This window comes from Labrenzia sp. VG12 (assembly GCF_002237595.1).
Classification (GTDB): Bacteria; Pseudomonadota; Alphaproteobacteria; order Rhizobiales; family Stappiaceae; genus Roseibium.
This window is the reverse complement of the sequence record NZ_CP022529.1, coordinates 1,628,767-1,648,953: the sequence shown is the minus strand read 5'-3', so window position 1 is coordinate 1,648,953 and position 20,187 is coordinate 1,628,767. Positions and strand designations below refer to the sequence as shown.

The 20,187-nt window shown below is 60.2% G+C and carries 26 protein-coding genes; 20 read left to right on the top strand and 6 right to left on the bottom strand.

What is annotated here, in order from left to right; genetic code table 11:
- Positions 1-64: 64 nt before the first annotated feature.
- The 14 genes from CHH27_RS07525 (at position 65) to CHH27_RS07460 (ending at position 9,214) form a co-directional block, all read left to right on the top strand.
- Entirely contained in the window at positions 65-349 is a 285-nt protein-coding gene (locus CHH27_RS07525) for a YciI family protein (protein ID WP_094071040.1), read from the top strand.
- Between the two features lie 102 nt (positions 350-451).
- Positions 452-874, top strand: coding sequence for a VOC family protein (locus tag CHH27_RS07520; protein WP_094071039.1), 423 nt, complete (start codon positions 452-454; stop codon positions 872-874).
- Positions 875-928: 54 nt separating this feature from the next.
- A complete protein-coding gene (locus tag CHH27_RS07515) occupies positions 929-1,639 on the top strand; it encodes a GH25 family lysozyme (protein WP_094071038.1) in 711 nt (236 codons plus the stop codon).
- Positions 1,640-1,729: 90 nt separating this feature from the next.
- Positions 1,730-2,128: a MerR family DNA-binding transcriptional regulator gene (locus CHH27_RS07510; protein WP_094071037.1), complete on the top strand. Its 399-nt coding sequence runs from the start codon at positions 1,730-1,732 to the stop codon at positions 2,126-2,128.
- On the top strand, positions 2,128-2,571 hold the full coding sequence (locus CHH27_RS07505; protein ID WP_094071036.1) for a PaaI family thioesterase: 444 nt from the start codon (positions 2,128-2,130) through the stop codon (positions 2,569-2,571). The genes CHH27_RS07510 and CHH27_RS07505 overlap by 1 nt, the downstream gene beginning before the upstream one ends.
- 5 nt (positions 2,572-2,576) lie before the next feature.
- Complete coding sequence (locus CHH27_RS07500; protein ID WP_094071035.1) at positions 2,577-3,023, top strand: GNAT family N-acetyltransferase; 447 nt, start codon at positions 2,577-2,579, stop codon at positions 3,021-3,023.
- Between the two features lie 26 nt (positions 3,024-3,049).
- Positions 3,050-4,222: an isovaleryl-CoA dehydrogenase gene (locus tag CHH27_RS07495; protein WP_094071034.1), complete on the top strand. Its 1,173-nt coding sequence runs from the start codon at positions 3,050-3,052 to the stop codon at positions 4,220-4,222.
- 20 nt (positions 4,223-4,242) lie between these two features.
- On the top strand, positions 4,243-4,626 hold the full coding sequence (locus CHH27_RS07490) for a cupin domain-containing protein (protein WP_094071033.1): 384 nt from the start codon (positions 4,243-4,245) through the stop codon (positions 4,624-4,626).
- A 62-nt stretch (positions 4,627-4,688) separates the two neighbouring features.
- Complete coding sequence (locus CHH27_RS07485) at positions 4,689-5,378, top strand: SDR family NAD(P)-dependent oxidoreductase (RefSeq protein ID WP_198338375.1); 690 nt, start codon at positions 4,689-4,691, stop codon at positions 5,376-5,378.
- An 83-nt stretch (positions 5,379-5,461) separates the two neighbouring features.
- A complete protein-coding gene (locus CHH27_RS07480; protein WP_094071031.1) occupies positions 5,462-6,433 on the top strand; it encodes an agmatinase in 972 nt (323 codons plus the stop codon).
- 34 nt (positions 6,434-6,467) lie between these two features.
- Positions 6,468-7,037 carry a GNAT family N-acetyltransferase gene (locus CHH27_RS07475; RefSeq protein ID WP_208988669.1) on the top strand — a complete coding sequence of 190 codons (570 nt, stop codon included), beginning with the start codon at positions 6,468-6,470 and terminating at the stop codon, positions 7,035-7,037.
- Between the two features lie 13 nt (positions 7,038-7,050).
- Positions 7,051-7,455 (top strand): ACT domain-containing protein, encoded by a 405-nt coding sequence (locus CHH27_RS07470; protein WP_094071029.1) that lies wholly within the window; start codon positions 7,051-7,053, stop codon positions 7,453-7,455.
- Between the two features lie 115 nt (positions 7,456-7,570).
- Complete coding sequence (locus CHH27_RS07465) at positions 7,571-8,419, top strand: adenylate/guanylate cyclase domain-containing protein (RefSeq protein ID WP_094071028.1); 849 nt, start codon at positions 7,571-7,573, stop codon at positions 8,417-8,419.
- A gap of 180 nt (positions 8,420-8,599) precedes the next feature.
- The gene (locus CHH27_RS07460) at positions 8,600-9,214 is read left to right on the top strand and encodes an ATP-dependent Clp protease proteolytic subunit (RefSeq protein WP_094071027.1); all 615 of its coding nucleotides are present in this window, start codon (positions 8,600-8,602) and stop codon (positions 9,212-9,214) included.
- Between the two features lie 53 nt (positions 9,215-9,267).
- On the opposite strand, the gene CHH27_RS07455 is transcribed toward CHH27_RS07460, so the two are convergent.
- Positions 9,268-9,675 carry a Clp protease ClpP gene (locus CHH27_RS07455; RefSeq protein WP_094071026.1) on the bottom strand — a complete coding sequence of 136 codons (408 nt, stop codon included), beginning with the start codon at positions 9,673-9,675 and terminating at the stop codon, positions 9,268-9,270.
- A 553-nt stretch (positions 9,676-10,228) separates the two neighbouring features.
- Between CHH27_RS07455 and CHH27_RS07450 the strand changes: the two genes are divergently transcribed.
- Both CHH27_RS07450 and CHH27_RS07445 read left to right on the top strand, forming a co-directional pair.
- Positions 10,229-11,026, top strand: a complete 798-nt coding sequence (locus CHH27_RS07450; protein WP_094071025.1) for a YdcF family protein — start codon at positions 10,229-10,231, stop codon at positions 11,024-11,026.
- A 112-nt stretch (positions 11,027-11,138) separates the two neighbouring features.
- Positions 11,139-12,386: an adenylate/guanylate cyclase domain-containing protein gene (locus tag CHH27_RS07445; RefSeq protein ID WP_157738779.1), complete on the top strand. Its 1,248-nt coding sequence runs from the start codon at positions 11,139-11,141 to the stop codon at positions 12,384-12,386.
- Here CHH27_RS07445 and CHH27_RS07440 read toward each other — a convergent pair.
- The 3 genes from CHH27_RS07440 to CHH27_RS07430 form a co-directional block, all read right to left on the bottom strand.
- Positions 12,272-13,027 carry a DUF599 domain-containing protein gene (locus tag CHH27_RS07440; protein WP_094071024.1) on the bottom strand — a complete coding sequence of 252 codons (756 nt, stop codon included), beginning with the start codon at positions 13,025-13,027 and terminating at the stop codon, positions 12,272-12,274. The two genes, CHH27_RS07445 and CHH27_RS07440, sit on opposite strands and share 115 nt — an antisense overlap.
- A gap of 445 nt (positions 13,028-13,472) precedes the next feature.
- Positions 13,473-14,018 carry a hypothetical protein gene (locus CHH27_RS07435; protein ID WP_157738777.1) on the bottom strand — a complete coding sequence of 182 codons (546 nt, stop codon included), beginning with the start codon at positions 14,016-14,018 and terminating at the stop codon, positions 13,473-13,475.
- 104 nt (positions 14,019-14,122) lie between these two features.
- On the bottom strand, positions 14,123-15,007 hold the full coding sequence (locus CHH27_RS07430; protein ID WP_094071022.1) for an SDR family oxidoreductase: 885 nt from the start codon (positions 15,005-15,007) through the stop codon (positions 14,123-14,125).
- A gap of 121 nt (positions 15,008-15,128) precedes the next feature.
- On the opposite strand from CHH27_RS07430, the gene CHH27_RS07425 reads away from it, so the two are divergent.
- A complete protein-coding gene (locus CHH27_RS07425; protein ID WP_094071021.1) occupies positions 15,129-15,563 on the top strand; it encodes a DUF1489 family protein in 435 nt (144 codons plus the stop codon).
- A gap of 18 nt (positions 15,564-15,581) precedes the next feature.
- Here the strand turns inward: CHH27_RS07425 and CHH27_RS07420 are convergent, their stop codons facing one another.
- A complete protein-coding gene (locus tag CHH27_RS07420) occupies positions 15,582-16,187 on the bottom strand; it encodes a TetR/AcrR family transcriptional regulator (RefSeq protein ID WP_094071020.1) in 606 nt (201 codons plus the stop codon).
- Between the two features lie 78 nt (positions 16,188-16,265).
- Between CHH27_RS07420 and CHH27_RS07415 the strand changes: the two genes are divergently transcribed.
- The 3 genes from CHH27_RS07415 to CHH27_RS07405 all read left to right on the top strand — a co-directional run bounded on the left by CHH27_RS07415 (position 16,266) and on the right by CHH27_RS07405 (position 18,457).
- Positions 16,266-16,916, top strand: a complete 651-nt coding sequence (locus tag CHH27_RS07415) for a DUF2306 domain-containing protein (protein WP_208988667.1) — start codon at positions 16,266-16,268, stop codon at positions 16,914-16,916.
- A gap of 90 nt (positions 16,917-17,006) precedes the next feature.
- Positions 17,007-17,753 carry a hypothetical protein gene (locus CHH27_RS07410; protein ID WP_094074584.1) on the top strand — a complete coding sequence of 249 codons (747 nt, stop codon included), beginning with the start codon at positions 17,007-17,009 and terminating at the stop codon, positions 17,751-17,753.
- The gene (locus tag CHH27_RS07405) at positions 17,750-18,457 is read left to right on the top strand and encodes a DnaJ domain-containing protein (RefSeq protein ID WP_094071019.1); all 708 of its coding nucleotides are present in this window, start codon (positions 17,750-17,752) and stop codon (positions 18,455-18,457) included. Before CHH27_RS07410 ends, CHH27_RS07405 begins: the two co-directional genes overlap by 4 nt.
- A gap of 17 nt (positions 18,458-18,474) precedes the next feature.
- On the opposite strand, the gene CHH27_RS28290 is transcribed toward CHH27_RS07405, so the two are convergent.
- Complete coding sequence (locus tag CHH27_RS28290) at positions 18,475-20,163, bottom strand: D-alanyl-D-alanine carboxypeptidase (protein WP_094071018.1); 1,689 nt, start codon at positions 20,161-20,163, stop codon at positions 18,475-18,477.
- Positions 20,164-20,187 lie beyond the last annotated feature (24 nt).

The following is a 20,187-nucleotide window of genomic DNA, read 5'->3' as shown; positions in this document are numbered from 1 at the left end:
ACCCGAGCCGGCCCGGCTGCACCGGCCGGGCCGGCGCCATTCCTCCAGGCGGTATACCGATCCCATGAGCCTTTTTGTCATCGACCTGACCTACACAGCAGACCTTGCCGACGTCGACCGGCACCTGGAAGCGCACCGGAGCTTTCTGAAAGACCAATATGCGGCCGGTCATTTTCTGGCGTCGGGCCCCAAGAACCCGCGCACCGGGGGCGTGATCCTGGCGAAGGGCTCCTCGCGCGCAGAGATCGAGCACCTGGTTGCGCTTGATCCCTTCAAGATTGAGGCCGTGGCATCTTATGCGATCACGGAGTTCAACCCGGTGATGAGCGTTCCGGGCTTTCCGCTCTGAGGAGCATGTTTGGGCAAGGGCCCTGTGTTGTTGTTCACCTCGACAGGCTCGCTGATGCAGGTATGCTTGAGCCGACGTTTTGAGTAGCAAACGGATGGATCAATGCGACCCAAACTCGACGGTATCCTGGAAACGGCCGTCTATGTCGATGACATGGAGGCCGCACATGCTTTCTACTCCGATATCCTTGGCCTGAAGCGCATGGTGGCCGGGGAGCGGCTCTTTGCCTATGACGCGGGACCGGCACAGGCGCTGCTTGTCTTTCACAGAGGCCATACCGGCGACGACGTGCCGACATCCGGGGGCATCGTGCCGGGCCATGACACCAGTGGCCACAGCCATTTTGCTTTTCGTGTCTCGGCCGATCAATTACAGCCCTGGCGGGACTATCTGGGAGAGCAGGGCATCGCGATCATCAGCGAGGTTACCTGGCCCGCTGGTGGTACCAGCCTTTATTTCAACGATCCGGACGGCAACGTGCTGGAATTGGCCGCGGCGCCGCTCTGGCCGAATTTCTTGGCGTGATTTTTAACTGATTTGGGGCAGTCTCCCCTCAGATGGGGATTTTGGGGTGGCGGAATGAATCTCTTGCAAGCAATCTTGCGAACCATGTTCTATGTGGTGGTCGGTGGGGTCATCTCGATTGTCGGAGCTGCGTTTTTCTTCATGAACTGGGAACCGGACCGGGACGATTTTCCCGTGCGCGGGATCGATGTCTCCCATCACCTCGGGGATATCGACTGGGCTGAGGTCGCGTCCGATGATGTCGCCTTTGTCTACATGAAGGCCAGCGAGGGCGGTGATTTCAAAGACAGCGCCTTTGAGCGAAACTGGGCAGGGGCCGGCAGCGCGGGTCTTGCCCGGGGTGCCTACCATTTCTTCAGCCTGTGCGAACCGGGGCAGAAGCAGGCGGAAAACTTCCTGAGCGTGCTGCCGCAGGATAGTGACATGCTGGCGCCGGTTCTGGATCTGGAGCTTGCCAGGAACTGCGCCCGCCGTCCGCCCGCGGCCGAAGTGCTGCGTGAAATCAGTGCCTTCACCACGCTGGTGGAGGCTGCACGCGGAAAACAGGTGATCTTTTACGCGCCGGCTGAGTTCTATGAGGCCTATTTGAAGGGCAGTGGGCTGAACCGGCGCCTCTGGGCCCGGTCCATCTGGCATTCGCCGGACTATCCTTCGGACTGGGTGCTTTGGCAGTACCATGACAGAGGACGGGTCACCGGCATTGAAACCGATGTTGACCTCAACGTCCTGAATTCGGAAAAGTCGCTTCCTGAATTGAAAATGTGATCAATTAACACACTGTTTTTTCGTCTTAAAAACAGATGTATTGACTTTAACGTAAAAAGACTGAACTGTGCGCTCCAACAAGGAGCGGGCATGCAGCGCTATTTCACAATCACCCAGCTGACCCAGGAATTCGACATCACCACCCGCACGCTTCGGTTCTACGAAGCGCAGGGCCTGGTGTCGCCGACGCGGCGGGGCCGTCAGCGGCTCTATACGCCCGGTGACCGAACGCGCATCAAACTGATCCTGCGGGGCAAGCGGCTTGGCTTTTCCTTGAATGAAATCAAGGAAATGATCGAGATGTATGGCAGCGCGCCGGGCGAGACGGGCCAGTTGCGCCTGCTGCTCGACAAGATCGCCGCGCGCCGGGGGGAGCTCTTGGAAAAGCAGCGTGACATCGAACTGACCTTGCTCGAGCTCGATGAAGTGGAAGCTGGTGCGCATCAGCGAATTGCCGAATTGTCTGCCACGAAACCGGAGGACGCCTGATGGACCTGTCGCCAAGAGATCCGGACTGGAGCGACCGGGTCAAAGCAAGCTTCGCATCGCAGAAATTCATGGCGCATCTGGGGGCGCAGATCGCGCATCTGTCGCCGGGCGCCGTCGATCTTGAATTGAAGATGGCGCCTGAACTGACCCAGCAGCACGGCTTTTTCCATGCCGGTGCCACGTCGGCCATTGCCGACAGCGCCGCCGGGTATGCCGCCTTGTCCCTGTTTGAGGCTGGCGCAGGCGTGCTGACCACAGAATACAAGATCAACCTGCTCAATCCGGCAAGCCAGACGGTGCTGCTCGCACGGGGCAGGGTGATCAAGCCGGGGCGGACGCTGACCATTGCCCGGTCCGATGTTTACGGGCTCGATGACGGCAGCCAGGTGCATGTCGCCACCGGGCTGTTCACGCTCATGAGCGTCTCCGGCGTGAAGGACTAAAGGATATGAACATCATCATCAGGTCACTGCAGCAGCAGGACAAATCCGCCTGGCTAGGTCTTTGGCGGGATTACCTGTCGTTCTACGAACAGGATCTTGCCGCCGAGGTCACCGAGAGGCTGTTTGACCGGCTGCTGTCTGCCAACGGGCACAGGGCGCAGGTTGCGGTCAGGGACGATGAGCTGGTCGGTTTCGTGCATTATCTCTTTCACGACAGCACCTGGTCGATCGATGCTACCTGCTACCTGGAAGATCTTTATGTCAGCCCGGAGCTGCGCGGTGGCGGCGCCGGCCGCAAGCTGATCGAAGCTGTCTATGCCGCCGCCGATTCAGAGCCTGCGGCCAGCGGCAACGTCTATTGGCACACCCATGATCACAACGCGCGCGCCCGGCGACTTTACGACCGGATCGGCGTTCTGAGCGATTTTGTTCGATATGACCGCCCCAGATAAAAACAGGGGCCAGGGAGGTTCACAAAATGATCCGCAATGATTTTCCGTCCTTCAACTTCGACCTTGGCGAAACGGCAGACATGCTGCGCGACACGGTCCGCTCCTACAGCCAGGACCGGATCGCACCGCTTGCAGAGAAGATCGACCGTGAAGACTGGTTCCCGCGCGAGATCTGGCCCGAAATGGGCGAACTCGGCCTGCATGGCATCACGGTCGAAGAAGAGTGGGGCGGTTCCGGGCTCGGGTATCTGGAGCATTGCATTGCCATGGAAGAGGTCAGCCGGGCTTCGGCCTCCATCGGCCTCAGCTATGGCGCCCATTCCAACCTGTGCGTCAACCAGTTGCGCCGCTGGGGCAATGACGACCAGAAGAAACGGTATCTGGAAAAACTGGTGACGGGCGAACATCTCGGCGCGCTGGCCATGTCCGAGCCGGGCGCCGGATCCGACGTTGTTTCCATGAAGCTTCGTGCCGACAAGAAGGGTGACCGTTACATCCTCAACGGCTCGAAAATGTGGATCACCAACGGTCCTTCCGCCGAGACCATGATCATCTATGCCAAGACCGACGCGACTGCCGGCCCGAAAGGCATCACGGCGTTCCTGGTGGAAAAGGATTTTCCGGGCTTTTCTGTCGCCCAGAAGCTCGACAAGCTCGGCATGCGTGGCTCCGAGACAGGTGAACTCGTGTTCCAGGATTGCGAAGTGCCGGAAGAAAACGTGCTGGGCGAAGTGGGCAAGGGCGTCAACGTTCTGATGTCCGGTCTCGACTATGAGCGGGCTGTGCTGGCAGCCGGTGCCATCGGCATCATGCAGGCGGCCATGGATGTGGTGATCCCGTATGTTCACGAGCGCGAGCAGTTCGGCAAGCCGATCGGGACCTTCCAGCTGGTCCAGGGCAAGGTGGCAGACATGTATGTCTCCATGAATGCCTCAAAGGCCTATGTCTATGCCGTTGCAAAAGCGTGCGATCGCGGTGAAACGACCCGCGAGGATGCGGCCGGTGCGATCCTTTATGCTGCTGAAAACGCGACCAAGATGGCGCTCGATGCGATCCAGCTGCTCGGCGGCAACGGCTATATCAACGAATATCCGACCGGCCGTCTGCTGCGCGATGCCAAGCTGTACGAGATCGGTGCCGGCACGTCTGAAATCCGGCGGATGCTGATCGGCCGGGAAATCTTCAACAAGACCGCCTGAGGGCGGATCGGAAGGGCACCATGAAACAGACAATGCTGCCGGAGGAGCCTGATGCCAGGTCGCCGGCAGGTGCGGCGATCCGCTTCATCATGGATGGCCCGACCGGCAACATGATCCATTCGACCGTGCCGCCCGGCCAGATCAACCGGGCGACACGGCACAAGACCGTTTCCGAATTCTGGCACGTGCTGGACGGCGAGGGCGAGATCTGGCGGTCCGACGGCACCGACCAGTCGGTTGTCAAACTTGTCTCAGGTGTCTCCATCGATATTCCCGTGGGCACCGCCTTTCAGTACCGGGCCACTGGCAGCACGCCACTCAAGTTCATCTGCATCTCGATGCCGCCCTGGCCGGGGGACGACGAAGCAGATTATGTCGACGGCCCCTGGGCGCCGACAATTTAGATCGCAGCCAGATCTCGTGACCGTATGTGTGCGTATCCTTTTTCAAATGAAAGAGGATGCACATGACAGGACTTGCGGTCGTGATCGGGTCAGGCGGTGGTATTGGCGCTGCGATCCAACGGGAACTTGAAAGCTCTGGCCAATTTGAACGGGTGCTCGGTGTAAGCCGGTCGTCCGAGCCAAAGCTCGACCTTCTGGATGAAGCCAGCATCGCGCAATGCGCAGGCGGCATTTCGGGACAGGGCGCAGAGATTCGGTTCGTTATTGACGCAACCGGCGCCCTTGTTCTCGATGGCCATCGTCCCGAAAAGAGCCTGCGGGATCTTGATCCGGAGGCTCTGGCCAATAGCTTCGCCGTCAATGCAATCGGCCCCGCGCTGCTGATGAAGCATTTCCTGCCGCTGCTGCCGAGAAGCGGACGCAGCGTTTTTGCGACGCTCTCGGCCCGGGTCGGCTCCATCGGAGACAATCGACTGGGCGGATGGTACGCCTATCGCGCGTCAAAGGCCGCGCTCAACCAGCTTGTTCATACGGCGGCCGTCGAACTGGCGCGCAGGAAACCGGGTGCCATCTGCGTTGCACTTCATCCTGGAACGGTGCGCACACCTCTGACGGAAGGTTTTGCCAAGACAGGTCTCGAGGTTCAGGAACCGGAGGTGGCGTCCCGGAGACTGCTTGCCGTTTGCGATGGTCTGACGAGCGAACAGTCCGGTGGTTTTTTCGATCATCACGGCAAAGCCGTTCCCTGGTGATGCAAGACAGATTGAATTCTTTCTGTCGGGCGGCTTGAATGGTGCTCCGGCCTTCTCGATCTGCCCGCAGCAAGGATCTTTGCATGTCAGACCCGTTCTTTCATCCGGTCTCCGGTTTCGAACTGCCGCGTTTCGCCGGCGTGCCGACCTTCATGCGCCTGCCGCATGTCGCGCTTGATGATCCCAGGCTGAAGGACGTCCGGATCGGGCTGATCGGAACACCCTGGGACGGCGGCACGACCAATCGGCCGGGGCCAAGACATGGTCCGCGGCAGCTCCGCGATATGTCGACCATGATCAGGGCCCAGAACGGGGCGACAGGCGTCAGGCCGTTTGAACTGGTCAATTGCGCCGATCTCGGGGATGTCGGTCCCAATCCGGCCAGTGTCGACGACAGCCTGGTTCGCATGACGGCCTTCTATGACAGGGTGGTTGCGGCCGGTATTCGCCCGCTTTCTGCCGGTGGCGATCATCTGTGTACCCTGCCAATCCTGCGGTCCCTGGCAAAAGAACAACCGCTCGGAATGATCCATTTCGACAGCCACACCGACCTCTATAAAAGCTATTTCGGCGGCATGCTCTACACGCACGGAACGCCGTTCCGCCGGGCGGTGGAGGAGGGGCTGCTGGATCCGAAGCGGGTGGTCCAGATCGGTATTCGCGGCACCGCCTATGACAATGAGGACCGGGATTTCGCCGACAGTGTCGGCATTCGCGTCATTCCGATCGAGGAGTTCCACAAGCGCGGTGTCGAAGACGTGATGGTCGAGGCCAGGGAGATTGCAGGGTCCGGAGACACCTACGTTTCCTATGACATCGACTTTGTCGACCCGGCATTCGCACCGGGGACCGGGACACCGGAAGTGGGTGGGCCGAACTCCTTTCAGGCGCTTGAAGTCGCCCGTCTGCTCAAAGGCGTAACCATCGTCGGGGCGGATCTGGTCGAGGTGTCGCCGCCGTTCGATGCCAGCGGCGGAACGGCCTTCCTGGGTGTTTCGATCATGTTCGAGATGCTGTGCAACATGGCGCTGAGCTGCGTGCAAGATCAGGCCTAAGGACAGGAACCGAATTGTGTCCGCAGACAGCACCTTGTTTCAACCTCTTACGCCAGACCGCTGGCCTGATCTGGTCGATCTCTTCGGTCCGGAGCGGGGCGCCAGCTCCGGTTGCTGGTGCATGTGGCCGTTTCTGAGGGGCAGGGATTGGCAGGCAATGCCGCGTGAGGCGCGGCGCGATGCGCTGAAGGGCAAAGTGGAACAGGGGCCTGCGCCCGGCCTGCTGGCCTATCAGGACGACCTGGCCGTTGGATGGATCGCCCTAGGGCCACGGGCAACCTATGTGCGCTTTCAATTGGCCAAGACCTCAAGGCCGCTTGACGAGGACACGGATGCGCAGATCCAGAAGACCTTTGTTGTGCCGTGTTTTTTCATCCGCAAGGGCTTTCGCAAAAACGCTCTGATGGGTCAGCTGCTGGATGCCGGCAGCGAGTATGCGCGCCAGGCTGGCGCGGCGTACCTCGATGCCTGTCCGATCGAATCGGATAAACCCCTGCAATGGGGCGAGGGCTTCGTCGGGATCGCATCCGTGTTCTGGCGAAGTGGCTTTGAAGAGGTTGCCCGGCGCAGCCCCAGGCGCCCGCTCATGCGTAAAACACTATGACAGCAGGACGAACATGACCGGCGAGACAGACCTGAACACATTGATTGCCCAGATGCGGCCGATGCTGGATCCGGTTCCTTATGTCTTTTGTACCTTTGCAACGAAGACGCTGGTCGACCTTGCCGAATATGACCCTATCGGGCTGTTCGCGGAGACCGAAGGCGTCACGGCGATCCTGCCGTTGGAACGGGCCCGCGAACTTGGCCTTGCCGAGGCCGAATGGTTTCGCCGGATCACGCTCACCGTGCATTCCTCGCTGGAGGCAGTCGGCCTGACGGCCGCCATTTCCGCGGCTCTGACGGAAAAGGGAATCTCCGCAAATGTGGTGGCCGCCTATTTCCACGATCATGTCTTTGTGCCTGAGGAACACGCGGAAGCCGCGTTGAGCGCATTGCGGGCGCTTTCGGAAAACCGTTAAGGCCAAGATCAGCTTTGTGGCTCCGGACCGGCAGAACTTGGCAAAAAGACGGATTTGTCCTTGCAATTTGCGGCCTGCCTTCCCATTCCTACAATGAGCAATCAGGGGTAAGAGCATGCAACGGGTGAAGCGGCGTCTGGCCGCGATCATGTGCGCGGATGTTGCACAATATTCCAAGCTCATGGAGCAGGACGAGGATGGCACGCTCGACCGGTTGAAGGCCTACCGGTCGGTTATGTCGTCTTTGACAGCACGTCACAACGGCCGGATCGTCAACACGTGGGGCGATGCGGTGATCATCGAGTTCACCTCCGTGACCGAGGCCGTGCAATGCGCGGTCGACATCCAGAATGAACTGTCACTGAAAAACGCGGAACTGCCGGACGCGAACCGGATGGAGTTCCGGATCGGCATAAACCTCGGCGACATCATGGTCGAGGGAGAGGATATCTACGGCGACGGCGTCAATGTTGCCGCCCGGCTGCAGGAGATTGCACCCCGCGGCGGCATCATGTTGTCGCAGTCGGTCTATGACCAGGTCAAGGCGAAGATGGCACTGGGGTTCGATCCGCTCGGACCGCAACAAGTCAAGAATGTCTCCGACCCTGTGGAGACCTATGCCGTGCGGCTTGGGGGCCGGAACGCGCCGCAATTCACCAGACCTGATCCGGATAAAGAGAACAGCAGCAAGGGGCAGAAGACCCATCCGGAGTGGGACAAGGATACGCAGGCCGTGGCCAACGGGTTCGAGCAGGCACGCCGCTGGCTGCGTGCACAGCCGCGCCGGATCCGCAGCTCGGTCTTCATGATCGGTTTCTTCTTCATCCTCAACTTGCTGACATCAGGTCTGTCGACGCTCTGGTTTGTCTGGCCGTCCCTGCCTTTTGCCATGATGATCGTCTGGCACTTCATTGTCGGCCGCAGGGGGAAGTCCCTGGCCAAATCCTCCGGGCAAGGTGACTGACGGCAACATGGTCCGTTGCCAATCTGATAACTCTTTTCGCGCTATGGAGGACCTCATGATTTGCGAGTGCCCGCCACATCGCTTACACATGATTCAAAATCGGCTTTGTGAACGTGGTTCGCAGGCCGTGAAAACTGCCGGCTCGGCCGGTCCAACAGCCAAGGGAGCTTAATCCTGCGCATGAAAAACTATTCGACCCCTGTGCCTGCACACCTCGACGACGACGAAGACGAAAAGTCCAAGAGCCAGCCGTCGATCCAGGTTGACAAACACCTTTTTGAAGCGCGCACGGTGCTGATCACGGGCCCCGTGACCCAGGACATGGCCCGCGACGTGTGCGCACGTCTGCTGGCGCTTGCGCAGGTGTCCAACGATCCGATCACCGTCATCGTGTCCTCCCCGGGCGGGCATGTGGAATCGGGCGACATGATCCATGACACCATCAAGTTCATTTCTCCGGAAGTCCGGATCCTGGGCATGGGCTGGGTTGCCAGCGCCGGCGCCCTGATCTACGTGTCCGTGCCCAAGGACAAGCGTTTCTGCACCCCGAACACGCGCTTCCTGTTGCACCAACCGTCCGGTGGTGCCGGCGGCATGGCGACGGATATCGAGATCCAGGCCAAGGAAATCATCAAGATGCGCGACCGTCTCAACAAGATCTTTGCGGATGCCACCGGGCAGCCGATCGAGCGGATCGAGAAGGACACGGATCGTGACTACTGGATGAGCCCTGAAGAAGGGATCGAGTACGGTCTCGTCGGCAAGGTCGTCACCAGCGTCGATGAACTCGGCTGAGTGTCAGACGGATCTGAATTGAAAACGCCGGCCACTTGGCCGGCGTTTTTCTGTCAGGCGCTGAGAAGGTCCGGCTCGACGGAGTAGACCAGTTCCGGCCGAACGGGCTTCGGGTTGAGGACATGCGGTCGCAACCGGCTCATCAGTTCGCGCAAATCGGCCTCATCGGCCGTTGCAGCCTGGCGTCCGACCAGCAGCACCGAAATCAGGTGGTCCACAAATCGCTCATAGACATCGGCGCAGGTGCAGATCGGTGACAGAAGCTCGCAGATCGGCTTGCCGTCGTAAAAGGGTGCGCCGCCGGAAAGAAAGATCAGGAATTCGCTCAGATCGTCCGAGCGTTCAAATTCCCTGCGAAAGTTGCCAAGGTTGAAACACGGGTCCTGCTCCAGCCGCGTCAGAAGACGTGGCATGGCCCGCATGATCGCCTTGCGACCGCCGAGTTTCATGTAGAGTGTCATCTGGCCATCCTTGATACTGCCTTCGAAACGATGCCGACACCTTGCCGCAAGCAAAGCCAGTCTCCTGTGACTTCGATCACGGTCCTGTCCTTTGCAAAAACAACAATGGTGCTTGTTGCAGGGCGCAGGCTCGGCGGGCGCCGACAACAGGGTGACAGCGGCGGCGCGAGGGGAAGATGTCGGCAAATTGTGGCGGCAACATTACAGATTTGTAATCTAGAGAGGCAAGTCCCGTGCCCAGCGAGAATTGCGAGTAGTTTTTGTTTAAGTATCTGTTTTATTTATTAAAAACGTAACATGATTGCCTGTTCACATTCAAGTTACTGGCCGATTGCGCCACCCGTTGCAAATCGATTGCGGGGCAGTTTGCGGTTCTCGTGAGAATTGGGTCGCAATTGTGACGGCGACTCGCGGTTGCGCTTGTGCCGGCAGAGCGGCAATGCGATACCGCTGACCTGCCCGGCAAGTGGCCGGGAGATCATTTGAGCCTCAGAAATGCCTGTTTCGCAGCATCCTGTGGTCGGCCAGATTCGCGTTCAATTCGGATTGTCTGATGTTCTTTTACGTTGCCAAGGTCGGCGGTTTTTTTCTGCAACCGTCCAATTTCCTGCTTGCCCTCGTGCTGATCGGCCTGTTGATCGGCCTGCGCAGCTCCTGGCGCAAGACCGGCCGACGGTTGATCTGGCTGGGAGCGCTCGGTCTTGCGATCTGCGGGTTCTCGCCTGCCGCAAACTGGCTGATCCAGCCGCTTGAGGACCGATATGCAAGGCCTGCCGAGCTTGACGGTTTTGACGGCATCATCGTTCTGGGCGGGGCGGTCGATACGATTGTGACAGGTGGGCGCGGCGACACCGCTTTGACCATGTCCGCAGAGCGCATCACCATTACCGCACGCCTTGCGAAGCAACTGCCTGACGCGATTGTTGTTCACACGGGCGGGCAGGGGATCATCGTGTCGTCGCAGGCGACAGAAGCGGAAGGCGCCGCGCGGCTTTTCGCCGACTTCGGCATTCCCGCAGACAAGGTCGTCCTGGAGGACGTTTCCAAAAACACCTGGCAGAACGCGGTTCTGGCAAAGGAACTCGTCAAACCCGAACCTGGTCAAAAATGGCTTCTGGTGACCTCGGCCTATCACATGCCGCGGGCAATGGGCGTTTTTGAATCCGCCGGCTGGACCGGAGTGACCGCCTATCCGGTCGACTACCGAACCCGCGGCGTGGAAGATCGTTCGCTCGGTTTCAGTGGCGCTTCCAAGGGCCTCAGACGATTTGACGTTGCGTTCCGCGAATGGGCCGGGCTTGCCGTCTACTGGCTGATGGGCCGGAGCACGGCGTTCCTTCCCGGACCGTAAAGTCGAAATTCCCTTTCAACTTTGCTGTGCATTTGAAACCCAACCTCTTTTACCGGCAAACGGTCGATCCCATATACTGATCGGTATCCAGGGTTTGAAAGGACGTGGGCAGATGGTCCTCGAAGCGCCGCTCGTTGCGGCAGACGTTGTGCAATGGCTTTACAGCGATGCGCCGCACCTCAAAGGCACGCTAGAAATCGTCAGCGAGCTGGGAGAGCGTTTGCGCGCAGGAAGCGTACCTGTCGACAGGGTGACCACCGGCATTTGGGTGGTGCACCCCAATGTGCGCGCCGAAGGATCCATCTGGACCAGCAGCAAGGCGCCGGAGCTCGTTCTTTACACGGCCGATGCCAAGACATCCGATGATTATCAGAAGAGCCCGATCAAGCGGGTGCATGAAACGCAGAAGCCGGTTCGGGTCGAAATCGAGCGTGACCCGGTTGCGGCCGCTCAGTATCCGATTTCCGAGGATCTGCGCGAAGAAGGGTATACGGACTATATTGCCCTGCCGATGCCGTTTTCCGACGGATCTGTGAAAGTGGCGAGCTTCTCGACCAAGGCGCCGGGCGGGTTTTCTGGCTCCCATATCAGCGTGTTTGAATCGCTCATCCGGCCGCTTGCCCTTGTGTGCGAACTCAAGACATTGCGGCGCACCGCCGAGACGGTTCTGGACACCTATGTCGGTCCTCGCGCCGGCGGCAAGGTTCTGGACGGAACGACACGGCGCGGAGAAGGCGAATGGATCAAGGCGATCGTCAGCTTTGCTGATATTCGCGGGTTCACGCGCCTGTCCAACACGCTGCCGGCTGACAAGATCGTTCTGTTCCTGAACAAGTATTTTGGAGCGATGACCGCGGCCGTGGAAGCGCATGGCGGAGAGGTGCTGAAATTCATCGGCGATGAGGTCATGGCGATCTTCCCCTACGAAACGGAGGAAGAAGCCCGGGATGCCGCCATGCGCGCACTGCTGGCCGCCCGGGACACGCTTTCGCGGATTGCCGAGATCAATGCCGAGAAGTCCTGCGTTCAAACGCCTGACATGAGCGTCGGTATCGCGCTGCATGCCGGTGATGTCTTTTACGGCAATGTCGGCAGCGAAACGCGGCTGGACTTCACGGTGGTCGGACCTGCGGTCAATCTCGCGGCCAGGATCGCCGAACTTGCCAAGGACCTCGAACGCCAGGTGCTCGTATCCGATGCCATTGCCGACATCATGGGATGCCGGTCCGGGCTGTTTGGCCAGTATCAGGTGAAAGGGTTCGACGATCCGGTGTCCGTGTATTCGCCCGATATGTCTGCCGACGCAGCCGTCGGGTATTGCCCGGAAAACACCGCAGAACGGGCCCGGGACGCGAACTGACGCCGGATCAGGACCAGAAGCACGGCGAGCGTGGTTGCCGCGAAGACATACGGTCCGGCAAACCAGCCAAGAAATCCGATCGAGAAAAAGAACGCACGCTGGCCGCGATTGAAATGGCGGCCGGCGAGCACATTGAGTTCGGCCGCCTGAGACGCCATCTTCTCGATGGTCTCCCTGGAGGCTCTGCTCTTTTCCGGCACGGCCCCCATGATGATGCTGGCATAGTTGAACAGCCGGTAGGCCCAGCCGAACTTGAAAAATCCATAGGCGAAAATCAGCATCAAGCCCAGGACCTTGATTTCCCAGAGCGCGCGGCTGTCGGCGACCGGGATCGACAGGTCGCCCGCGACCTGAAGAATGCGGTCGGTGGCATCCAGCAGGGCAAAGCCGCCACCTATGGCCAGAAGCGAGGTGGAGGCAAAAAAGGCAGTGCCCTGCTGCAGGCCGCCCATGATCGAGGTGTCCATGATGCGTACGTCGCGCGAACACATGGACAGCATCCAGCCACGCCGGTAGTCGTCCATGGCGCTCGACAGGGTCTTCTTGCGCAAGGGGCTGATGTCGACGAGAAAATTGAACCCGAACCAGGCGACGAGAAACCATGCGGCGGCGGCCAAATCCAATTGCGACAGCACCTGCATCGCGATCCCTTCTTCTAGCTGCGGGCGAATCCAGGCCCTGTGAGAGTCATATCAGAGTTTTTCACCGTCCATAAGGATGGTTCCGTTAACGTAAGTTGCTGAAATTCCGCGCAGATCCGAGCTCTGCAAAAATGGCTCAGCAGCTGCTCCATTTTTGCGCTTGCGAAATGGTAAGGGATCGTTTACCTCCTCGCCTCAATGGCGCCATATTTGGGTTCGCAGGGGACGGGCGCCGCATAACATGTGTAGGGTTTTTATGGACGAAAACGTGCAGAAATCTTGTTGGAGCGTCACTCTTTGGACTGTCGCTGCAGTGGGCCTCGCCTTGACGATGGTCCTTCTGTTCAACGATGTTGAGAGTGCACAACAGGCCGTCGCCGTCGCCCAATAAGGTCACGGGACGCGAAACATCAAAGGCGCAGCGACTGGCTGCGCCTTTTTTCGTTCAACTACCGCTTTTTTCTGTCCGCGGGACAGCGCCGGGCCGGTTGGAAGGGCCGAACACCTGCCGGAACTCCATCTGCCGGACGACCGTCTTGGAACCGGGCCGGCTGATCAGGAAGCCGGTCAGGGCGCGCTCACCCAGGGGGAAGAGCACCAATTGCACCTGTCCGTGGCGTGGCCACGCGATGTCGGCCCCCCAGGCAGGGACCTCTTCGCGGCTGGCCTTGTCCAGGAGAGCCTGAATGTCCTTGCCGTGCAGCAGCGCGGTGTCCTCTGCATTCCACTCCAGGCCGGCAAGGCCTCTTTCCAGCGGGAACAGCCGGAGAGCGGATCCGTTGATCTCGAGCAGGAGACTGTTGTCGCCTTGGGGCGCAATTATGGCCGTGCCGACCGTATGGTCTCTTTCCAGGGCGGTGCGCACGCCGTCTTTCTGAGAGAAGCCTTCGGTATTTACAACCCGGTAGGTGCCCGCAGGCACGATCTCTTCAGCCCGGAGAGGGGCTGCAAGGCAAAAAACCATGAAGATCATTGCGAGCAGTTTTGACAAGAGCCGGTCCTAGCTGAGCTTTTGCCCAATTCTAGCTTCGCAGAGATTGAAAAAGTCTTTGCCAGACCAAACAGTCAGGAGGTCTTGTTCGACAGGAGACTTGCCTATCTGGACAGGGAGACAATCAGGTCTTCGACTGTCGACTGTTCGGGCTGCCACCCCGTGACGCGTTGGGCGTGAGCCGTGTCCACGCTCTGAGACAAGGCATACCCGGCGCTCCAGTCCGTGTCCGGATCGGCGCCTTCCGGTGGTCCAATCGTGACAACATCCAGCGGGTGGCCGTGGCGCGCTGAGATATGGGCTGCCAGGTGACCAACGGAAATTCCGGAAATGGAGCTGGCGATGAGCGAGAGCCGGAACCGGGCGTGCTTGAGCGCAACGGCATAAAGCGCGGCCAGGTCCTCGATTTCCACCAGCGGCCAGAGGGTCTCAGCTGTTGCCCGGGTTTCGAAGGGCTGACCGGCCTTCAGGGCCCGGGTCATGTCCGCAATGGGGCCTGAGTCCCGGCTGCAGGCAAGCGCCGGATGCACGACAGCCAGGTTGAGATCCGTGCCGTGCGACAGGGTGCGGATCGTCTCCGTCATGAAGCGGAACGCCGGAAGCGGCGCAAACGGCGTTTTTTCGGTGATTTTCGTTGTGTTTCCCGTGGCAGGAAACAGCCAGATGCCACCCGTATAGACAACTTTCAACGGTTGTTGGCGATGCCGGGCGGCCTGCTTCAGGGCGAGCATGCTCTGCCGGTCGACGCGTCCCATGTCCTCTGAAAAGGTTGCCCCGGTGTGGATCACGGCGTCGCAGGCGGCGGCGCGTGAGACCCAGCTGTCCGGGTTGCGCAGATCGCCAGGATAGGCGTTCGCCCCCAACTGGCGCAGCCTGGCGGCTGACCCTTCGGAACGCGCCAGGCCGATGACCGTCGCGCCGCCCGAGACCAGCTTTCGAACCACCGCCGAGCCAATGCCGCCGGTGCCGCCTGTTACAAACACATCCATAGCCAGAGAGAACCTTTTTCCGGGAAACCATGCAAGCGTTAGCTCATGGGGGCATACCAAAATCCACTGCCGTTTCGCGGCCGGACCTTGACCTCTTCTGCAAGGCTGTTAGGTCAGGATTATGACGTTGCATCTGGTGAAACTGTGTGTCGGGGCCGACAGCGTGGAATCGCTTCAGGCCTGGATGGATTTCCGGCAGGAAACCGCGCGAAAAGCGGGGCTTCCGGCCGAATCCATTCACACAACGCGCATGGTGCCGACCCGCCGCGCGGAGATCCTGGACGGCGGCTCGCTCTACTGGGTGATCAAGGGCAAGATCCAGGTGCGCCAGCATCTGATCGATATTCGGCCCTTCACCGATGAAGCTGGCGTCAAGCGCTGCGACCTGGTCATGGAACCGCGGCTGATCCTGACGCACTATCAGCCGAAACGGCCCTTTCAGGGCTGGCGCTATCTCAAAGCCGAAGATGCTCCGGCGGATCTCAAGCTTGGTGGCAATGCTCAGGCGATGCCGGACGAGATGCGCCGCGACCTGACCGAACTCTGTCTGCTTTGAGGACACCGCCCGGCGGGGTCAGTTGTCAGCTTCCAGCGCCTTGTTGAGGTGCTTCAGCAGGGCATCAAGTGGTGGCCAGCTGCGGCCCAGGTCCGGATTGTCCTTTTTCCGTGTCATCGCCAGATGGGCATAACCGTGGACAAGAGACCATACGAGGATCTCGATTTCATCGGGCGCAGTGCCATCCGGAACAAACGGCGCGCATGTCGAGCGCAGAATGTCATAGGCACCGGATGCATGCTTTTTGAAATCCTGATCGTCTTCGGAAAACCGACGGCTTGAAAAAATGAACAGGAACAGATCGGGATGCTCGGCCGCAAAATCCAAATAGCCGTGACAGATCGCGTTGAGGCGGTCCAGGGGCTCGGGAGAGGCCGCTTCAAGCCGGTCGGTCATGGCCTTTGAAAAAAGCTGGTAACCACGTGCTGCAATGGAGGTCGCAAGGCCGGCAATATTCTTGAAATGATAGGCAGGCGCGGCGTGCGAAACACCGGCCTTAGCTGCACATTCGCGCAATGACAATCCGTCCGGGCCACGTTCCCGCAGCATCTCGACGCCGGCGTCCACCAGTGCATTTCGGAGGGTGCCGTCGCGCTTGCGGCGGGGCGGGGAGGAATTCGTCATGAAAGCTTCATTCCCGATTTGCTTGACACTGTCAAGTTCATACCTATCTTGACAGTGTCAAGTATCAGGGGAGGTGGAATGATGAGGATCGGAAAAGCTGCCGGCTGGGCAGCCTTTGGCCTTGCCGCGGTGTCGTCTGTACTGGTCGCGCTGGTGTCCTACAGGTTCTTGCCGCTCGGCGTGGAAGGGGCCATGGACTTCATGGCGCATCATCTGGATGGCAATGCCTTGGCGCTGTACGGCCATATCGGTGTGGCGCCGATCGCGCTGGCGGTGATGCCGTTTCAGTTTCTGTCCGGTCTTCGCGCGCGCCGCCCGGCGGTGCATCGCTGGCTCGGCCGCCTTTATGTTGCAGCGATCCTGGTGTCCGGCCTGTCCGGTCTGCAACTGGCGTTTTACACGACGGCCGGCAGTTTTGCAGGAACGGGCTTCGCGCTTCTGGCGGTGATCTGGCTGGGCACAACAGGGGCGGCCCTGGTGTTTGCACTGAGACGCCAGTTTGCCCGGCACCGTTTCTGGATGCTGCGCTCGGCGGCCCTGACCTTCGCCGCCGTCACCCTGCGGGTCTATCTCGGCATCCTGACCGGTCTCGGTGTCGAGTTTGAAACCGCCTATCAGCTCGTTGCGTGGCTGGCCTGGGTTCCGAACGCGCTGGTCATGGAGGCCTACCTGTGGACAGAGCGTCAGCGGAAAGGGGCTCTTACGCAGGCCCGCCCACAACTCTCCTGACCTGACAGAAGCAGAGACGTTCGGCCACGCTTGCCAAATCGCGTTCCGGGTCCCAATTTGAAAGGCAGAGACTGTCAGGAGGACCCGGCCGTGGTGGCAAGAACCGGCAAGAACAGCGTCGATCCGCTTGTGCGCCAGGAACAGAATGTGGCGCCGGCCTCTGCGGATGCCGAGATATCCGCGTTTCTGCAAAAGGCCAAGGACATGAAGCCGCCGCAGGGACAAAGGGGACGGCTGGTGTTTGCGCTGGACGCGACCATGAGCCGCCAGCCGACCTGGGACCAGGCCTGTCACATCCAGGCGGAAATGTTTCAGGAAGCCGGCAAGATTTCCGGCCTCCAGATCAAGTTGGTTTATTTCCGCGGTTTCGGGGAGTGCAGGGCTTCCCGCTGGTTTGACAGCGGCAGCGAACTGGCCAGCGTCATGGGGCGGATTTCCTGTCAGGGAGGTCGCACGCAGATCGGCAAGGTCCTGACGGCGGCTCTGAAAGCCGCAGGCGAGGAAAAGATCGCAGCGCTGGTCTATGTCGGCGACTGCATGGAAGAAGATGTCGACATGCTGTGTGACAAGGCCGGCCAACTCGGAATGCTGGGTGTGCCGATGTTCCTGTTCCAGGAGGGCCAGGATGGTGTCGCCGAACGGGCCTTTCGGGAAATGGCCCGGTTGACCAATGGTGCCTATTGCCGGTTCGAACCGGGTGCGGCGCGACAGCTGGCAGAACTCCTGAAGGCCGTCGCGGTTTACGCATCAGGTGGACGGGACGCGTTGAAGGCCCTTGAAAAACAGGGCGGGCAGGGGGCGCGCCTGCTCTTGGAACAACTCAAGCCAGGCTCATGATCTACCTTCTTATCGGCGTCATCATGCTGGCGGCTCTGGTGCTGCTGGGCAACACCTTCGTCACCGCAAGCCCTGCGGCCCTGGCAAGCACGCTGCGCACGATCGCAGGTGGTGTTTTGCTGGCGATTTCTGCCGCGTTTGCACTGACAGGCCGCTTTCTGCTGGCCATTCCTCTTGCCGGCCTCGGTCTTTCACTGCTTGGCGTGCCCGGGCTTCGAGGATTGACGGGCAGTTACAAGCCGAACAAGACGGCCGGGCAAAGGTCGCGGGTACGCACGGCGATGGTGGAAATGGAGCTGGATCACGACACCGGCGTCATGTCGGGAACCGTGTTGGCCGGCGGCTTTCAGGGCCGCGGGCTGGACGATCTGGATGATGCCGAACTGGAGACATTCTGGAAGGAAGCCGCCCAGGACGAACAGAGCCGGCAGTTAGTCGAAGCTTATCTCGACCGCAGGCTTGCCGGCTGGCGTGAACACTTCCAGTCGGATGGAACAGATGGGCAGGGAAGCTCGTCTGGCACGGGCCCCATGACAGATGAGGAGGCCTACCAGATCCTGGGGCTTGCGCCCAATGCCGGGGACGCGGAAATTCGAGCCGCGCACCGCAGGCTTATGATGCGGGTTCATCCCGACCAGGGAGGCTCCGGTTTCCTCGCGGCGAAAATCAACGAGGCTAAAGACACGCTTCTCAGAAGACATTGACGGCATCTCTTACGCAGTTACTGGTAGATGGCGAAGCAGGCGTATTTTGCCCTTTTGAGTGATTTGCAGGCTTTCCAGGCTGCAGATTTGGTGTCGAAGCCGACGAAGCGCGCCCGGTAAAGGGTCTGTCCGCCGGATTCAACTGGTTCGGTGTAGGGAACACGGCCGCGCAATGCGGAGCCGGTCCTGGCCTTGGCATTCTTCAGCATGGTGATTGCCTGGCCTTCGGTTTCGGTGGCCGCGATCTGAACCTGCCAGCCGGGTTCGGCTTCCATGGTCTCGGTTGTCGCAACGGTCACGGTGTCGTCCCTGGTCTCGGTCCTGTCGACCGAGACGGCCGGGATTGTCTCCACAGGCGTTGCGGCAACCGAAATGGTTTCCACCTGAACGCTGCGGGTCGGGGTGGGTCCTTCGGGCAGCGGCTGAGCCGCCTGGTTGTCGGCGCGTCTGGATTGTGCTGCCTGCAACAGAGCCGTCTTGGAAATGGAGTTCGTGGTCAGACTGCCGTCCGGGCTTTCCCGCGGAATGGGCGGCAGCGCGGTGGCGACGGCAAAGGTGCTGTCAAACCGGCGCTTGATGGCCTTTGGCGGCAGCGGAACATTGTCGCCAAAGCCTGGCACCGGAGCCGGAGCAGCGGTCACAACTGCGGCCGTTGCGAGAACAGGCTGCGCCTGCGATAGAACCGGGGCAGGGGCAGGTGTCGGAACTGCCTGCTTGCCGTTGGAAGACGTGAAGGCCAGAACCATCGGTGCTCCGGTCGCCGGCGCGGGTTCACTGCCGGGTTTTGCCGTCGGAAGCGGCGGGTTCTTGAGCGAAGCGGCGACGAAGGTCGGCTGAACGGCCCTGTTCTTGGCGATCAGCGGCGCGCTCTTCTTGCCCCGGCTTGCCTTCTTCAGGTACCGGCCGATCAGCTTGGTCATCTGGGCATTGCGGGACGCACCGGTCCTGCCACCCATGACGACGGCGACGATCTGGCGGCCACCCCGGTTGACAGACGTCACGAGGTTGAAGCCGGAGGCCCGGATATAGCCGGTCTTGATGCCGTCGACACCCTTGACCCGGCCGAGCAGCTTGTTGTGGTTGCCATACGTGCGCTTGCCGTATTTGTAGGAACGGGTCTTGAAGTAGCCGTAGTATTGCGGAAACCGCTCCTGGATGGCGATGCCGAGGCGCGCCATGTCCCGCGCAGTCGTGCGCTGACCCGAATTGGGCAATCCGTGCGGATTGCGGAACGTGGTCTTTTTCATGCCAAGCTGGCGCGCGGTCCGCGTCATGCGCTCGGCGAATTTCTTTTCAGATCCACCGATGTTTTCCGCAACCACCGTCGCAACGTCGTTGGCGGACTTGGTGACCAGTGCCAGGATCGCGTCCTTGACCTTGATGGTCTTGCCGGCCCTCAGTCCAAGCTTGGAGGGCGGCCGGCCAGCGGCATATTTTGAAACGGTCAGCCGGGAATTCAGAGACAGGCGTCCGGCCTCAAGCTCTTCAAAGACGACATAGAGTGTCATGATCTTGGTGAGCGAGGCCGGGTATCTGTAGGCATCGGCCGAAGACGCGTAGAGGGTCTTGCCGGTCTTGGCGTCGACGACGATACCCGCATATTTCGGGTTTGCCATCGCTGTCGCCGGGACGCTGAGCAAGAGTGCGCCGAGGGTCAGGATCTTGGCTGTGCGGACCAGGGTCCGTGCATTGCGAAAAAAACGCATCCCAAACACTATAACTATCCCATT

Coding starts and splice junctions, on each gene's coding strand:
- CHH27_RS07420 (WP_094071020.1), bottom strand. CDS start 16,187: ATGACGAATTCCTCCCCGCCCCGCCGCAAGCGCGACGGCACCCTCCGA.
- CHH27_RS07460 (WP_094071027.1), top strand. CDS start 8,600: ATGAAAAACTATTCGACCCCTGTGCCTGCACACCTCGACGACGACGAA.
- CHH27_RS07505 (WP_094071036.1), top strand. CDS start 2,128: ATGGACCTGTCGCCAAGAGATCCGGACTGGAGCGACCGGGTCAAAGCA.
- CHH27_RS07425 (WP_094071021.1), top strand. CDS start 15,129: ATGACGTTGCATCTGGTGAAACTGTGTGTCGGGGCCGACAGCGTGGAA.
- CHH27_RS07485 (WP_198338375.1), top strand. CDS start 4,689: ATGACAGGACTTGCGGTCGTGATCGGGTCAGGCGGTGGTATTGGCGCT.
- CHH27_RS07490 (WP_094071033.1), top strand. CDS start 4,243: ATGAAACAGACAATGCTGCCGGAGGAGCCTGATGCCAGGTCGCCGGCA.
- CHH27_RS07480 (WP_094071031.1), top strand. CDS start 5,462: ATGTCAGACCCGTTCTTTCATCCGGTCTCCGGTTTCGAACTGCCGCGT.
- CHH27_RS07500 (WP_094071035.1), top strand. CDS start 2,577: ATGAACATCATCATCAGGTCACTGCAGCAGCAGGACAAATCCGCCTGG.
- CHH27_RS07415 (WP_208988667.1), top strand. CDS start 16,266: ATGATGAGGATCGGAAAAGCTGCCGGCTGGGCAGCCTTTGGCCTTGCC.
- CHH27_RS07510 (WP_094071037.1), top strand. CDS start 1,730: ATGCAGCGCTATTTCACAATCACCCAGCTGACCCAGGAATTCGACATC.
- CHH27_RS07450 (WP_094071025.1), top strand. CDS start 10,229: ATGTTCTTTTACGTTGCCAAGGTCGGCGGTTTTTTTCTGCAACCGTCC.
- CHH27_RS07515 (WP_094071038.1), top strand. CDS start 929: ATGAATCTCTTGCAAGCAATCTTGCGAACCATGTTCTATGTGGTGGTC.
- CHH27_RS07470 (WP_094071029.1), top strand. CDS start 7,051: ATGACCGGCGAGACAGACCTGAACACATTGATTGCCCAGATGCGGCCG.
- CHH27_RS28290 (WP_094071018.1), bottom strand. CDS start 20,163: ATGCGTTTTTTTCGCAATGCACGGACCCTGGTCCGCACAGCCAAGATC.
- CHH27_RS07445 (WP_157738779.1), top strand. CDS start 11,139: ATGGTCCTCGAAGCGCCGCTCGTTGCGGCAGACGTTGTGCAATGGCTT.
- CHH27_RS07440 (WP_094071024.1), bottom strand. CDS start 13,027: ATGCAGGTGCTGTCGCAATTGGATTTGGCCGCCGCCGCATGGTTTCTC.
- CHH27_RS07495 (WP_094071034.1), top strand. CDS start 3,050: ATGATCCGCAATGATTTTCCGTCCTTCAACTTCGACCTTGGCGAAACG.
- CHH27_RS07520 (WP_094071039.1), top strand. CDS start 452: ATGCGACCCAAACTCGACGGTATCCTGGAAACGGCCGTCTATGTCGAT.
- CHH27_RS07455 (WP_094071026.1), bottom strand. CDS start 9,675: ATGACACTCTACATGAAACTCGGCGGTCGCAAGGCGATCATGCGGGCC.
- CHH27_RS07430 (WP_094071022.1), bottom strand. CDS start 15,007: ATGGATGTGTTTGTAACAGGCGGCACCGGCGGCATTGGCTCGGCGGTG.
- CHH27_RS07525 (WP_094071040.1), top strand. CDS start 65: ATGAGCCTTTTTGTCATCGACCTGACCTACACAGCAGACCTTGCCGAC.
- CHH27_RS07405 (WP_094071019.1), top strand. CDS start 17,750: ATGATCTACCTTCTTATCGGCGTCATCATGCTGGCGGCTCTGGTGCTG.
- CHH27_RS07465 (WP_094071028.1), top strand. CDS start 7,571: ATGCAACGGGTGAAGCGGCGTCTGGCCGCGATCATGTGCGCGGATGTT.